The following is a 12,481-nucleotide window of genomic DNA, read 5'->3' as shown; positions in this document are numbered from 1 at the left end:
TTCCTCGTTTATTGCTTTAGACGTTCAGATTAAGTGAGCCAGAGCGGGCACCGAAGCGCCCGCCTGGTGACTAAACCGAAGGGATTACCAACGGTAGTGTGCGAACGCCTTGTTGGCTTCTGCCATACGGTGAACGTCTTCACGTTTCTTAACTGCAGTACCTTTGTTGTCTGCAGCATCAGAAAGTTCGTTCGCCAGGCGCAGAGCCATGGATTTATCACCGCGTTTACGAGCAGCTTCAACGATCCAACGCATTGCCAGAGCATTGCGACGAACCGGACGGACTTCAACTGGAACCTGATAAGTAGAACCACCAACGCGGCGAGACTTAACTTCTACAGTCGGGCGCACGTTTTCGAGAGCGACTTCGAATGCTTCCAGTTCGTTTTTACCAGAACGCTGAGCCAGGGTCTCAAGCGCGCTGTATACGATAGATTCGGCAGTAGATTTTTTACCATCTACCATCAGGATATTTACAAATTTAGCCAGCAGTTCTGATCCGAACTTCGGATCCGGCAGAATTTTACGCTGACCAATGACGCGACGACGTGGCATGGAAATACTCCGTTGTTAATTCAGGATTGTCCAAAACTCAAAGAGTTTAGTTTGACATTAATTTAAAACGTTTGGCCTTACTTAACGGAGAACCATTAAGCCTTAGGACGTTTCACGCCATACTTGGAGCGTGCTTGCTTACGGTCTTTAACACCGGAGCAGTCAAGCGCACCACGAACGGTGTGGTAACGAACACCCGGGAGGTCTTTTACACGACCGCCACGGATCAGGATCACGGAGTGCTCCTGCAGGTTGTGACCTTCACCACCGATGTAGGAAGTCACTTCAAAACCGTTAGTCAGACGAACACGACATACTTTACGCAGTGCGGAGTTCGGTTTTTTAGGAGTGGTAGTATATACACGAGTACATACGCCACGTTTTTGCGGGCATGCTTCCAGCGCAGGCACGTTGCTTTTCGCAACTTTGCGTGCACGTGGTTTGCGTACCAGCTGGTTAACTGTTGCCATTAAATAGCTCCTGGTTTTAGCTTTTGCTTCGTAAACACGTAATAAATCGACCTCATATAATATGAGGACGCAGAATTTTATGGCTGTGCTGAAAAGGTGTCAAGAAATATACAACGATCCCGTGTCACCAACGCATCTGAGTCTCGTGTTTTACCGCCAGGCTAACGAAATCATTATAGCCAACCCTGACGACACTGCTCGAAATTTGACCAGACAGACCCCGCGCATCAATGTCTTCATTCAGCGCATGCACCGTTATGGGGGCATTTAGCAGCAACTCAAGGTACTGCCCGCCTTCCAGAGCCGCAATCACACCATCGGAAAGCAATAAAAGATCGTCCCCACTGCGCACGGTTCGCAGTAACGTTGCCATATCACATTGCCAGGGAGAGTGAGTCAAAGTGTGCAACATAAATGCCTCAAAACGTCATGACAACATCGTACCCATCTAATTGATCGCGAAGCGCATCCGGCTCCAGCAGTTGCGCTGGTAACACAAATTGCGTCGCATCACTCAGGCCACGCTCGCGAAGCGATGCCTGGCAAACCCAACAGGTTTCGATGTCATAAAGAGGAAGAACTTTAAAGGTCGCGATGTAATCTCGTGCCAGGATAGCGTTCGGCTGCTGATTCACCAGCAACTGGAAGACACCGTCACCGATAAAAAACACGCCGATATCATCGGTAAAAGCGGACGCGGCCATTAATGCATCAAGGCCTTCACGTCCGGCAGCAGATCCATGCGGCGCAGAGCTAAAGATAAAAGCGATACGTTTCATTAAAATTGCACCACACGATCGCACGTTAATGCCGCTTCGGCCAGCGCCCCCAGGCCCGATAGCGTGAACCCCGGCTGGAGATTAGCGCAAGGCAAGCCCTGTTGACTGGCCTCGTTTTCATCAACAACGCCCCGACGCAGCGCCGCCGCAACGCAGATATGCAATGCAACCTGATGCTGCTCATGCAGACGTTGCCATGCGCGAACGAGATCAAACTCGTCCGAGGCGGGAGAGGTCAACACGTTCGCATTGCTGACCCCATCCTGGTAGAAAAAGACACAATCCAGCTCATGCCCACTGGCGAGCAGCGCGCAGGCAAACTGCCAGGCACTGCTCGCCTGCTGGGAACCATAAGCCGGGCCGGTGACCATTAAGGCAAAACGCATTACCGATCCTGCCCGGAGAAGTCGCCGCTTTTGAATTGACGGATATACAGATAAACGGTGTGCTTGGAGATATTCAAACGATCCGCCACCTGGTTGATGGCATCTTTGATATCGAAGATACCTTTTTCGTAGAGGTTCAGAACGATTTGGCGATTCTTGGCGTTATTGGAAACGTTACGATCGGCATTCACTTCTTCAATCGTGAACTCAAGGGTCTGAGTTACCAGATCCTCTACCGAAGAGGCAAAGTTGACAGACGAACCTGCATCCGGTGTTTCTGGCGGGATAAAGGTGTTCATGATTTGCGAGAACGGCACGTCAAGGTTCATGTTGATGCACAACAGACCAATGACCCGATGATCGCGATTACGAATAGCAATAGTCACCGATTTCATTAAAACGCCGCTTTTCGCGCGCGTGAAGTAGCACTTGGACACGCTACTGTCCGCACCGGTCATATCATGCAGCATACGCAATGCAAGGTCAGTAATCGGCGAACCGATTTTACGCCCGGTGTGCTCGCCGTTAGCGATACGAATGGCGGAACATTTCAGATCCTGCAGGGAGTGCAAAACAATTTCGCAGTGAGAACCAATGAGCATCGCTAACCCGTCCACAACGGCTTCGTATGACTTAAGAATATCGAAGTCTGTTTGATCGAAAGGACGTTGATCCAGTAAATCAAGTTCACTGGTTTCGTTGGTTAAAAGCGACCTGGACATGAAAAAAAGCACTCCTTTTCAGGAGCCTGTCGTTATGTTTTCAGGGCAGGCTCGACATTTACACAGAGGATTAAATTAATACAGCGTGGGTGACGCTTTCCAGAATTATATACATTTTATGCTTCAAACTGCTTCTTTGTTGGCGGCATCAGCGCTGTCTGGTCACAGATTTGAGTATGCGTGGGAAATACTGGTATTCCCGCCCCGAAGCAATATGAATGATGTGTATCTCTGTGCTGCAATAAAAAAACCGCCGCTCAAAAGGCGGCGGCGTTTACATCATTATTTTTTGCTTGCGTCAGAGGGCTTATCGCCCGTAGCGGCTGGCGCATCAGGCGCAGCTGCTGCATCTGGCGCGGCAGATGCGTCTGCTTTCGGTGCTGGTTTGATATCCAGCAGTTCTACGTTAAAGACCAGCGTAGAGTTAGCCGGAATACCCGGAACGCCGTTTTTACCGTAAGCCAGTTCTGGCGGAATCACGAGTTTGATTTTGCCGCCTTTCTTGATGTTTTTCAGCCCTTCGGTCCAGCCAGGGATAACACCATCAAGACGGAAAGAGAGCGGCTCGCCACGGGTATAAGAGTTGTCGAACTCTTTACCGTCAATCAGCGTCCCTTTGTAGTTAACAACTACGGTATCGCTGTCTTTCGGCGCATCACCCGTACCTTCTTTCTCTACCTGATAGAGCAGGCCAGTAGAAGAGGTTTTAACGCCTTTCTCTTTAGCGAACGCATCACGGAAAGCTTTGCCCTTGGTTTCGTTTTCCAGAGCGTCTTTTTCCATTTTTTCCTGCGCGGCTGTCTTCACGCGGGTTTCAAACGCCTGCAGAGTCTGTTCGATCTCCTGGTCGGTCAGTTTGCTCTTATCAGCAAACGCATCCTGAACACCTGCGATCAGCTGATCTTTGTCCAGTTTGATGCCCAGTTTTTCTTGCTCTTTCAGGGAGTTTTCCATGTAGCGGCCCAGTGACGCACCCAGCGCATACGCGGATTTCTGGTCGTCATTTTTAAATGCCGCTTTGCTGTCAGCTGCTGCTGCAGTTGCATCTTTCGTTGCGGTTTCAGCAGCGAAGGTCAGCGGCGCATTCAGTGCAACGGCCATCGTGGTCGCCAGCAGCGTGACTTTAAACAGTGATTTCATCCATATCTCCAGGGCCGGGGCATCTCACCCCAGGGTTAAACGTAAATGAGAAACGTACTATAAAACGTTGTGGGCGAAATCAACATAAGGTCTCCCCCTGAAATCGCCTGTTTTCAGACTATTTTTGTTTAAATTAGTTTCGCGTCGCCAGTCGGATGCTGCAGACGGGGTGAAAGTTCAGTAAAATCCGTCATCCTGGCGATAACCGTGCAGAACATTGATACGAGGTACACCATGAACGATTTAACAATGGAAGCGCGGCTGGCAGAACTGGAAAGCAAACTGGCCTTCCAGGAGATGACCATTGAAGAGCTCAACCAGACGGTCATTGCCCATGAACTGGAAATGACGAAGCTGCGCGAACATATGCGCTTAATGGCAGAAAAACTCAAAGCCAGCCAGCCCTCACACATCGCTTCACAGTCCGAAGAGACACCTCCGCCCCATTATTGAGACGTAAAAAAAGCGGGAATCTCCCGCTTTTTTTGTGCCCGAACATTTACCGAGTCACCGCAACACATAAAGCTACTGGACTCCCCGGAGCATAGATCACTCTGTGACCGGGGTTCGCAAGCGTAGCCCATGCCGCTGTGGCTGGAAAGACGACGGGTATTAGTGGCAGCCGCAACCGCCATTACCGCCGCAACCACCTTTGCCATGCTCATGACCGTGGTCATGATCGTGGCCGTGGCCGCCGCAGCAACCGTCGTGACCATGGTCGTGATCGTGATCATGACCGTGAGCACCGTGAACGTGACCATGAGCCAGTTCTTCTTCGGTTGCTTCGCGAATAGCAACAACTTCAACGTTGAATTTCAGGTTCTGGCCAGCCAGCATGTGGTTACCGTCAACCACCACGTGATCGTCTTCCACTTCGGTAATTTCTACCGGTACCGGGCCCTGGTCTGTTTCAGCCAGGAAACGCATGCCAACCTGCAGCTCGTCAACGCCCATGAAGACATCTTTAGGAACGCGCTGAACCAGATTTTCGTCGTATTGACCGTAAGCGTCATTCGCGCCTACAGCAACATCAAATTTGTCGCCGACGTCGTGACCTTCCAGCGCTGTTTCCAGGCCAGAGATCAGGGAACCATGACCATGCAGGTAGTCCAGCGGCGCACTCACCGGAGACTCATCAACCAATACACCGTCTTCTGTACGTACCTGATAGGCCAGGCTGACCACCAGGTCTTTTGCTACTTTCATGATATCTCCTGAGCGTGGGAAAATTGCTGGCGCAGATTGTAACGGAAATCCGCCCCTGTGTACCCTTTAGCTTAAAAAAACTCTGGGTATATCGCTAGTCCGGATGAAAGATCCCGATAACTTGCTCATCTTTGCGGACATGTTCACGGGCTTCTTTATCCGCCTCACGCATCTGGTGACCGCACTTAACGCATTCAACTATATCGACATTATTCTCGCGCCACATTGCCATCGAATCCTGCGCCTGGCAGGACGGGCATACGGCCCCGGCAATAAAACGTTTACGTACTGCCATGGGTTCCCCCTTATTCAAACTCGTCCCAGCCATCCAGTTGGCGAAGCTCTTGCTGCATTTCACGCTGAAAAATCTCTTCCAGCTCTCGTCTCGCTTCCCGCACACGGGAAATTTGCATTGTGTCGGTATGCACTGGCATCAGCTCACGCAGCATACGCATATCGAGACGCTTAAAGTGCAACTGCGCACGGTGGGCCTGATGCGGGTGCATCCCCACCGAGATAAGCGTCTTACGGCCTAATTCAAGCGCACTGGAAAACGTCTCACGGGAAAATTGTGTCACGCCCACCTGCAAGAGCTCATGTGCTTCCACACGGCCCCGCGCACGCGCCATGATCTTAAGCTGCGGGAAATGTTGCTGACACAGTTCCACCAGCTTCATCGTATCTTCCGGATCGTTACAGGTGATGACGATGGACTGGGCCTCTTCTGCCCCCGCAGAACGCAACAATTCAAGCTGCGTGGCGTCACCGTAATACACTTTATAGCCATATTTACGCATCAGGTTAACGGCGCTGATATCCCGCTCCAGTACCGTTATGCGCATTTTATTGGCCATCAGCAGACGACCAATCACCTGACCGAAACGCCCGAATCCCACCACAATCACCTGCGGTTTATCATCGTCCACCCACGGCATTTCGTCTTCATCTTCTGGCTGGTTAAAGCGCCGGGACAGCAATTTATCGATGAGCTTCATCAGCGCTGGCGTGGTCATCATGGATAAGGTGACCGTCACCAGTAGCAACGCCATTTGATCATTGTGGAACAGGCGTTGCGAGGATGCCGAGGAAAAAAGCACAAAAGCAAATTCTCCCCCCTGGCTCAACACCCCGGCAAACTGCATTCGCTCGGAACTGCGCAGACCATAGATACGCGCCAGGGAATAGAGCACTCCCGTCTTCACCGCCACCAGCACGGCAACACTCGCCAGTACCCAAAGCAGATGGGTATAGAGCACGCCAAGGTTGAGCGCCATGCCGACGGAAATAAAGAACAACCCTAACAGCAGTCCTTTAAACGGATCGATGGCTATTTCCAGCTCATGACGGTATTCACTTTCCGCCAGCAGCACACCCGCAATGAAGGTGCCCAACGCCATCGATAGCCCCAGCGCATCCATAAACAGCGCCGATCCGAGGACCAGTAACAATGTAGCGGCTGTAAAAACTTCCCGTACGCCGGATGCGGCAATAAAGCGAAACACCGGGCGCAACAGATAGCGCCCGCCAACCAGCACACCCGCAAACACCAGCACCTTGATGCCTATTTTTACCCAGTCAGGATGGTCATCACCGTTACCCGCCAACAGCGGTACCAGCGCCAGCGCCGGGATCACCGCTAAGTCCTGAAACAGGAGCACCGAAAAGCCAAGCTGGCCGGATTCGCTACGGTTCATCCCTTTTTCACGCATCAACTGGAGCGCCATCGCGGTAGAGGACATCGCCAGACCAATCCCGCCAATCACCGCCGCCTGCCAGGAGAATTGTGTCAGCATCAGTAATCCGGCCAGCACGGCCGCGCTCATCAGCACCTGCGCGGCGCCTACGCCAAAGATAGAGCGACGCAGCGCCCAAAGTTTTGACGGATTTAACTCCAGTCCAATGATGAACATCAGGAAGACGACACCAAGTTCCGAAAAGTGCAGGATCTCATCGACATCGCTGATGAAACCGAGCCCCCAGGGGCCAATGGCAATCCCCGCCAGCAAGTAACCGAGCACTGCGCCAATTCCTAACCTGGCAGCAAGCGGAACCGCCACCACCGCAGCGAAAAGAAACAGAACGCCAGCCAGCAATAAATCCGAACCTTCCATTACAGGCCTCCCGTCATGATTGGCGAGGCCAGCCAGTCGCCGTAGGCTTTCGCATGGTTTGCCAGCGCCTCTGGCGGCTGCCTGCGCGCCCAGTAAATAATGATGGGATTCATCCAGTGCATGCGGCACATGGCCGCCGTTAACTCAAAAGGGCGCAGAATATCGCTTATGGGATAACGGTTGAGCCCGTCATGGCGATAGGCCGCCTCCGGCTCACCGGTGGTGATGACACTACGCCAGTACTTTCCCGCAAGCTGACTCCCTCCCGGGCCGCTGGCGAATTCGCGCGTAAGCACGCGATCAAACCACTCTTTCAGCAACGCCGGGCAACTGTAGGTATAAAGCGGATGTTGGAAAACAATAACCTCATGCTCGCGCAACAGCGCCTGCTCCCGGGGAATATCAATAAAAAAGTCTGGATAGTGTGCATAGAGGTCATGCACGGTGACATTGTGCAGTTGCTTTGCCGGCTTGAGCAAAACTCGATTTGCCACCGAGTCCTGTGATTCCGGATGGGCATACAGCAGCAGTACTTTCGCTGTCTGGGACATCATCCCCCTCCCGGGCGTAAAACCTGTCATTTTTATTACCGCATTCAGCGGTCAGAATGATTTTGTCTAAATTCTTTGTTTTGGGCTACCATTGCGGGCCTGGTGAGGCGAAACCGCTCACTACTTACATTATCATAATGACAAATTAACATAGTCTGAACATACGGCGCCTTATGATTGTTTTCTCCTCGTTACAAATTCGTCGCGGCGTGCGTGTCCTGCTGGATAACGCCACAGCTACCATCAACCCGGGTCAGAAAGTCGGCCTGGTGGGCAAAAACGGCTGCGGCAAATCTACGTTGCTGGCGCTTTTGAAAAACGAGCTCAGCGCTGATGGCGGTAGTTTTACCTTTCCCAATAACTGGCAACTGGCGTGGGTAAATCAGGAAACCCCTGCCCTGCCGATGCCTGCACTCGACTATGTGATTGATGGCGATCGCGAATACCGTCGTCTCGAAGCAGAGCTGAACGCCGCCAACGAACGCAATGACGGACACGCCATCGCCACCGTCCACGGCAAGCTCGACGCTATCGACGCCTGGACTATCCGTTCGCGCGCCTCCAGTTTGCTACACGGTCTGGGTTTTTCTAACGAGCAGCTCGAACGTCCGGTCAGCGATTTCTCAGGCGGCTGGCGTATGCGTCTTAACCTCGCGCAGGCGCTGATTTGCCGCTCCGACCTGCTGCTGCTCGATGAACCGACCAACCACCTCGATCTCGATGCGGTAATCTGGCTGGAAAAGTGGCTAAAGAGCTATCAGGGCACTCTGATTCTTATCTCCCACGATCGTGACTTTCTCGATCCGGTGGTCGATAAAATTATTCATATCGAACAGCAAACCATGTTCGAATACACCGGCAACTACAGCTCCTTCGAGCGTCAGCGCGCAACCCGTCTGGCGCAGCAGCAGGCAATGTACGAAAGCCAGCAGGAGCGCGTGGCGCATCTGCAAAGTTTCATCGATCGCTTCAAGGCCAAAGCCAGCAAAGCGAAGCAGGCGCAAAGCCGCATCAAAATGCTTGAGCGTATGGAGCTTATCGCCCCGGCCCACGTGGATAACCCGTTCCACTTTAGCTTCCGTGCGCCAGAAAGCCTGCCCAATCCGCTGCTGAAAATGGAAAAAATCAGCGCTGGCTATGGCGACCGCGTCATCCTCGACTCTATTAAGCTCAACCTGGTGCCAGGGTCGCGTATCGGGTTGCTGGGCCGCAACGGTGCGGGTAAATCGACGCTTATTAAACTGCTGGCCGGTGAACTGACGCCGTTTAGCGGCGACATTGGTCTGGCGAAGGGCATCAAGCTTGGCTATTTCGCCCAGCATCAGTTGGAGTTCTTGCGTGCCGACGAATCGCCGTTACAGCATCTGGCGCGTATGGCCCCGCAGGAGCTGGAGCAAAAGCTGCGTGATTATCTCGGCGGTTTTGGTTTCCAGGGTGACAAAGTCAGCGAAGAGACTCGCCGCTTCTCCGGGGGCGAAAAAGCACGCCTGGTACTGGCGCTGATCGTCTGGCAGCGCCCGAACCTGCTGCTGCTCGATGAACCCACCAACCACCTTGATCTCGACATGCGTCAGGCGCTGACCGAAGCGTTAATCGAATTTGAAGGCGCGTTGGTGGTGGTGTCGCATGACCGTCATCTGCTGCGCTCCACTACGGACGATTTATACCTGGTGCACGACGGGAAAGTCGAACCGTTCGATGGCGATCTGGAGGATTATCAGCAGTGGCTGAGCGACATTCAGAAACAGGAAAGCCAGCCGACCGACGCACCGAAAGACAATGCCAACAGTGCGCAGGCCCGCAAAGACCAGAAACGCCGTGAAGCCGAATTGCGAACCCAAACGCAACCACTGCGCAAAGAGATCACCCGCCTCGAAAAAGAGATGGAAAAACTCAATGCCCAGCTAGCGCAGGCGGAAGAGAAGCTCGGAGACAGCGGCCTGTATGACCAAAGCCGTAAAGCAGAACTTACCGAGTGTCTGCAGCAACAGGCGAAGGCAAAAGCGGGTCTTGAAGAGTGCGAAATGGCGTGGCTGGAGGCGCACGAGCAGCTCGAGGCCATGCTGCAAACCGATTAATCACGCAGGCAGGCTGAGATGAACCCCGACATCACCAGTGATCTCACCTTTCGCAAGCTGGCCATTTTTATGGCCTTCATGGAGAAAGGCAATATCGCCCGAGCCGCCGAGGCGCTGAACCTTAGCGGTGTGAGCGTGCATCGCGCGCTGCATACGCTGGAGGAGAACGTACGCTGCCCGCTGTTTGTCCACAAGGGGCGTAACTTATTGCCCCTCCCGGCGGCCTGGACATTACTGGAGTATTGCCAGGAGGCCACGCAAATCATGGAGCGCGGTCTGGCAGAAGCCCGCAAGATGGCGGGTATCGGCCAGAATCGTTTGCGCGTCGGCACCCTCTATTCACTCACGCTGGAAACCGTCCCCCAGTTGATCATGGGGATGAAGCTGCGCCGCCCGGAACTTGAGATGGATTTGACGATGGGGTCGAACGAGACCCTGTTGCATAAACTGGAGGAAGGATCGCTGGACGCGATACTGATCTCGATTTCTGAATCGGAACTGGATTCAGCCAACCTCGAAATGCTGCCGCTCTTCCACGATGAAATCTTTCTGGCTGCACCGGCGGCCGCGAAACTGAATACCTCCGCTCCAGCCGATTTACGCGACTATCGCCAGCAAAAATTCGTCGCTCTCGCCGAAGGGTTTGCCACCTACGCCGGGTTTCAGGAAGCCTTCCATATCGCCGGGTTTGAGCCAGAGATTGTGACGCGGGTGAATGATATCTTTTCTATGCTGAGCCTGGTGCAGGCGGGCGTGGGCTTCACATTGATGCCGGGGCGAATGAAGAAGGTGTATGAGAATTCCGTGCAGCTACTCAAACTCGCACAGCCCTACCAGATGCAGCAGCAAATAGCCATTGTCTTTGCCCGCAACCGCGAGCATGACCCGAACTTACTGGCGCTGGCGGCGGAAGGCCGTATGTACGCCAGAAACCGGCAGGCCAACGCCTGAACCGAACACGGCTTATTCCTGCGATCTGAGCCGTTTTGCGAGGTGTTCTGCGACCGACACGCCGCTGCGATCTAATGAAATCGTCTCTCCCGTCCATGCGGCCTGACGGGTTAAGCAGGTCAGTATGCCGCCGGGCGGCATCTCAATCGCCAGCCGGGCTTCACGTTCGTTTGCCGCAATCATCGCCTCCTGCCAGCGCACGGTGCGCGCCATGTTCATCGCCAGATCGTCGGCAATTTTATCAGCCTGCCACAATACGCGCCCGGTGCTACCGCTAAGGTAAGCACAGCTCGGGCGAGCAAGTGTCACCTTGCGAAATGCCTCCGCCAGTTTTTGGGCCGGTTCAGCCAGCAGCGCACAGTGTGACGGTACGCTGACATCAAGACGTCGGACTTTATTTGCGCCTTTGGCGAGCGCTTTCTGCCCCGCACTCGCCATCGCCGCGTCGCTACCGGCAATCACAATCTGGGTCTCGGCATTCAGATTGGCAATATACGCCCCGCTCCCTTCCACCAGTGCTTCCACCTGCGGTAGCGTCAGGCCCATGATCGCCGTCAGACCATAACCGTGGGGCCAGGCTTGTTCCATTAAATCACCGCGTAATGCCACAAGCCGCAGAGCGTCTGCGTAGTCCAGTGCTCCGGCGATGACCGCGGCCGGATAGGCGCCAATCGAAAGGCCGCTGACAATATCGGGCGAAACGTCCCGGCGCATAAGTTCACGCGCCCAGGCAACCCCGGCTATCAACAAACAAAGCTGAACGGCGCGCGTATGCTGTAAGGCTTCTGCAGTATCCAGCGTATCGATTTCTGCGCCCAGCACCTCACGTGCCTGCGCCAGTTCCGTTCCCGGAAGTGCGCGCAACATCCCCGGATGCTGCGTCCCCTGCCCGGGAAAGGTGAACAGAATTTTCATTTAATTTCCCTCAAACCAGGGATCGCTGACCAACTGCGGCCCACGATTCGTTTTCAGAAGCACCCGGCCATCACGCAGCCACTCACTCAGCGCAAAGCCGCCCTGCGGAACATTGACCTGCGTATCAACACGGCATAAGGCGCCTGAAATCTGCTGCTGCCAGCGAAGCAACGCCTCGTGTGCCAGCGGTTGCGGCGCACGGATCATCAGGTCAAGGTCGCTGGCCGCATGCAAAACCGGGATCCCGGTTGCCAGGCTATAACCGCTACTGCCCGTAATTCCCCAGACCCACGGCCAGCGCTGCTGAGCCAACTGGAACGCAACCTGCACGGGCGGCTGAGTGATAAACGGCGAACGGACCAGCGTCTGCGTATCAACGAGTTCTTCCGGAGAGACAACGCGGACAACGTGCTCCGGGGCAACCCAGGCCGCTGCGCGTTGCTCACGTTTGAGGCCGCGTATCCCGACAGGTACGCGTCCATTAGGATTCACATCACGCCGCACCACCACCGGCAAACCGGGGTGCCATATCTCTTCAACCCAGGCTTCGGTAACGCCTTCCAGGGCGCTACGCTCGGCCAGCCAGACAAGATCGTGCGGTCGTAATGTTTTCATGG

Annotated in this window: 16 protein-coding genes; 3 read left to right on the top strand and 13 right to left on the bottom strand. The window is 54.1% G+C overall.

The window, feature by feature from the left end; translation table 11 throughout:
* Positions 1 to 84: 84 nt before the first annotated feature.
* The 7 genes from rpsG to fkpA all read right to left on the bottom strand — a co-directional run bounded on the left by rpsG (position 85) and on the right by fkpA (position 4,052).
* Positions 85 to 555, bottom strand: coding sequence for a 30S ribosomal protein S7 (gene rpsG / locus C5523_RS02235; protein ID WP_035894363.1), 471 nt, complete (start codon positions 553 to 555; stop codon positions 85 to 87).
* Between the two features lie 95 nt (positions 556 to 650).
* Positions 651 to 1,025: a 30S ribosomal protein S12 gene (gene rpsL, locus C5523_RS02230; protein ID WP_000246815.1), complete on the bottom strand. Its 375-nt coding sequence runs from the start codon at positions 1,023 to 1,025 to the stop codon at positions 651 to 653.
* 124 nt (positions 1,026 to 1,149) lie between these two features.
* Positions 1,150 to 1,437, bottom strand: a complete 288-nt coding sequence (tusB, locus tag C5523_RS02225) for a sulfurtransferase complex subunit TusB (protein WP_041851437.1) — start codon at positions 1,435 to 1,437, stop codon at positions 1,150 to 1,152.
* A 7-nt stretch (positions 1,438 to 1,444) separates the two neighbouring features.
* Positions 1,445 to 1,804, bottom strand: a complete 360-nt coding sequence (gene tusC, locus C5523_RS02220; RefSeq protein ID WP_071194924.1) for a sulfurtransferase complex subunit TusC — start codon at positions 1,802 to 1,804, stop codon at positions 1,445 to 1,447.
* Complete coding sequence (gene tusD, locus C5523_RS02215) at positions 1,804 to 2,190, bottom strand: sulfurtransferase complex subunit TusD (protein ID WP_041851435.1); 387 nt, start codon at positions 2,188 to 2,190, stop codon at positions 1,804 to 1,806. The genes tusC and tusD overlap by 1 nt, the downstream gene beginning before the upstream one ends.
* Positions 2,190 to 2,912: a transcriptional regulator gene (locus C5523_RS02210; RefSeq protein WP_041851434.1), complete on the bottom strand. Its 723-nt coding sequence runs from the start codon at positions 2,910 to 2,912 to the stop codon at positions 2,190 to 2,192. Before C5523_RS02210 ends, tusD begins: the two co-directional genes overlap by 1 nt.
* A gap of 282 nt (positions 2,913 to 3,194) precedes the next feature.
* Positions 3,195 to 4,052, bottom strand: a complete 858-nt coding sequence (fkpA, locus tag C5523_RS02205; protein WP_108700542.1) for an FKBP-type peptidyl-prolyl cis-trans isomerase — start codon at positions 4,050 to 4,052, stop codon at positions 3,195 to 3,197.
* A gap of 234 nt (positions 4,053 to 4,286) precedes the next feature.
* On the opposite strand from fkpA, the gene C5523_RS02200 reads away from it, so the two are divergent.
* Positions 4,287 to 4,505, top strand: coding sequence for a protein SlyX (locus C5523_RS02200; protein ID WP_041851432.1), 219 nt, complete (start codon positions 4,287 to 4,289; stop codon positions 4,503 to 4,505).
* 159 nt (positions 4,506 to 4,664) lie between these two features.
* Here the strand turns inward: C5523_RS02200 and slyD are convergent, their stop codons facing one another.
* The 4 genes from slyD to kefG all read right to left on the bottom strand — a co-directional run bounded on the left by slyD (position 4,665) and on the right by kefG (position 7,923).
* Entirely contained in the window at positions 4,665 to 5,258 is a 594-nt protein-coding gene (gene slyD / locus C5523_RS02195) for a peptidylprolyl isomerase (RefSeq protein ID WP_041851431.1), read from the bottom strand.
* Positions 5,259 to 5,352: 94 nt separating this feature from the next.
* Positions 5,353 to 5,553 carry a YheV family putative zinc ribbon protein gene (locus C5523_RS02190; RefSeq protein ID WP_041851430.1) on the bottom strand — a complete coding sequence of 67 codons (201 nt, stop codon included), beginning with the start codon at positions 5,551 to 5,553 and terminating at the stop codon, positions 5,353 to 5,355.
* Positions 5,554 to 5,563: 10 nt separating this feature from the next.
* Entirely contained in the window at positions 5,564 to 7,369 is a 1,806-nt protein-coding gene (gene kefB / locus C5523_RS02185; RefSeq protein ID WP_108700541.1) for a glutathione-regulated potassium-efflux system protein KefB, read from the bottom strand.
* The gene (kefG, locus tag C5523_RS02180) at positions 7,369 to 7,923 is read right to left on the bottom strand and encodes a glutathione-regulated potassium-efflux system ancillary protein KefG (protein WP_072039772.1); all 555 of its coding nucleotides are present in this window, start codon (positions 7,921 to 7,923) and stop codon (positions 7,369 to 7,371) included. Before kefG ends, kefB begins: the two co-directional genes overlap by 1 nt.
* Positions 7,924 to 8,093: 170 nt before the next feature.
* On the opposite strand from kefG, the gene C5523_RS02175 reads away from it, so the two are divergent.
* Both C5523_RS02175 and C5523_RS02170 read left to right on the top strand, forming a co-directional pair.
* A complete protein-coding gene (locus tag C5523_RS02175; RefSeq protein ID WP_041851427.1) occupies positions 8,094 to 9,998 on the top strand; it encodes an ABC transporter ATP-binding protein in 1,905 nt (634 codons plus the stop codon).
* 18 nt (positions 9,999 to 10,016) lie between these two features.
* Positions 10,017 to 10,949 carry a LysR family transcriptional regulator gene (locus tag C5523_RS02170; RefSeq protein ID WP_108700540.1) on the top strand — a complete coding sequence of 311 codons (933 nt, stop codon included), beginning with the start codon at positions 10,017 to 10,019 and terminating at the stop codon, positions 10,947 to 10,949.
* Positions 10,950 to 10,961: 12 nt separating this feature from the next.
* On the opposite strand, the gene mdcH is transcribed toward C5523_RS02170, so the two are convergent.
* Positions 10,962 to 11,864 (bottom strand): malonate decarboxylase subunit epsilon, encoded by a 903-nt coding sequence (mdcH, locus tag C5523_RS02165; protein WP_079497025.1) that lies wholly within the window; start codon positions 11,862 to 11,864, stop codon positions 10,962 to 10,964.
* Complete coding sequence (locus C5523_RS02160; RefSeq protein WP_108700539.1) at positions 11,865 to 12,479, bottom strand: malonate decarboxylase holo-ACP synthase; 615 nt, start codon at positions 12,477 to 12,479, stop codon at positions 11,865 to 11,867. It abuts the gene before it with no gap.
* Positions 12,480 to 12,481 lie beyond the last annotated feature (2 nt).

The sequence above is a fragment of the Phytobacter sp. SCO41 genome (assembly GCF_003073275.1).
Classification (GTDB): domain Bacteria; phylum Pseudomonadota; class Gammaproteobacteria; order Enterobacterales; family Enterobacteriaceae; genus Phytobacter; species Phytobacter diazotrophicus.
Note: the sequence above shows the minus strand (reverse complement) of the source record. Positions and strands in the feature narration are given on the sequence as shown.

What these genes read in the sequence shown, in the direction of transcription:
- rpsG (WP_035894363.1), bottom strand. Translation starts at nt 555, where the DNA reads ATGCCACGTCGTCGCGTCATTGGTCAGCGTAAAATTCTGCCGGATCCG.
- rpsL (WP_000246815.1), bottom strand. Translation starts at nt 1,025, where the DNA reads ATGGCAACAGTTAACCAGCTGGTACGCAAACCACGTGCACGCAAAGTT.
- tusB (WP_041851437.1), bottom strand. Translation starts at nt 1,437, where the DNA reads ATGTTGCACACTTTGACTCACTCTCCCTGGCAATGTGATATGGCAACG.
- tusC (WP_071194924.1), bottom strand. Translation starts at nt 1,804, where the DNA reads ATGAAACGTATCGCTTTTATCTTTAGCTCTGCGCCGCATGGATCTGCT.
- tusD (WP_041851435.1), bottom strand. Translation starts at nt 2,190, where the DNA reads ATGCGTTTTGCCTTAATGGTCACCGGCCCGGCTTATGGTTCCCAGCAG.
- C5523_RS02210 (WP_041851434.1), bottom strand. Translation starts at nt 2,912, where the DNA reads ATGTCCAGGTCGCTTTTAACCAACGAAACCAGTGAACTTGATTTACTG.
- fkpA (WP_108700542.1), bottom strand. Translation starts at nt 4,052, where the DNA reads ATGAAATCACTGTTTAAAGTCACGCTGCTGGCGACCACGATGGCCGTT.
- C5523_RS02200 (WP_041851432.1), top strand. Translation starts at nt 4,287, where the DNA reads ATGAACGATTTAACAATGGAAGCGCGGCTGGCAGAACTGGAAAGCAAA.
- slyD (WP_041851431.1), bottom strand. Translation starts at nt 5,258, where the DNA reads ATGAAAGTAGCAAAAGACCTGGTGGTCAGCCTGGCCTATCAGGTACGT.
- C5523_RS02190 (WP_041851430.1), bottom strand. Translation starts at nt 5,553, where the DNA reads ATGGCAGTACGTAAACGTTTTATTGCCGGGGCCGTATGCCCGTCCTGC.
- kefB (WP_108700541.1), bottom strand. Translation starts at nt 7,369, where the DNA reads ATGGAAGGTTCGGATTTATTGCTGGCTGGCGTTCTGTTTCTTTTCGCT.
- kefG (WP_072039772.1), bottom strand. Translation starts at nt 7,923, where the DNA reads ATGATGTCCCAGACAGCGAAAGTACTGCTGCTGTATGCCCATCCGGAA.
- C5523_RS02175 (WP_041851427.1), top strand. Translation starts at nt 8,094, where the DNA reads ATGATTGTTTTCTCCTCGTTACAAATTCGTCGCGGCGTGCGTGTCCTG.
- C5523_RS02170 (WP_108700540.1), top strand. Translation starts at nt 10,017, where the DNA reads ATGAACCCCGACATCACCAGTGATCTCACCTTTCGCAAGCTGGCCATT.
- mdcH (WP_079497025.1), bottom strand. Translation starts at nt 11,864, where the DNA reads ATGAAAATTCTGTTCACCTTTCCCGGGCAGGGGACGCAGCATCCGGGG.
- C5523_RS02160 (WP_108700539.1), bottom strand. Translation starts at nt 12,479, where the DNA reads ATGAAAACATTACGACCGCACGATCTTGTCTGGCTGGCCGAGCGTAGC.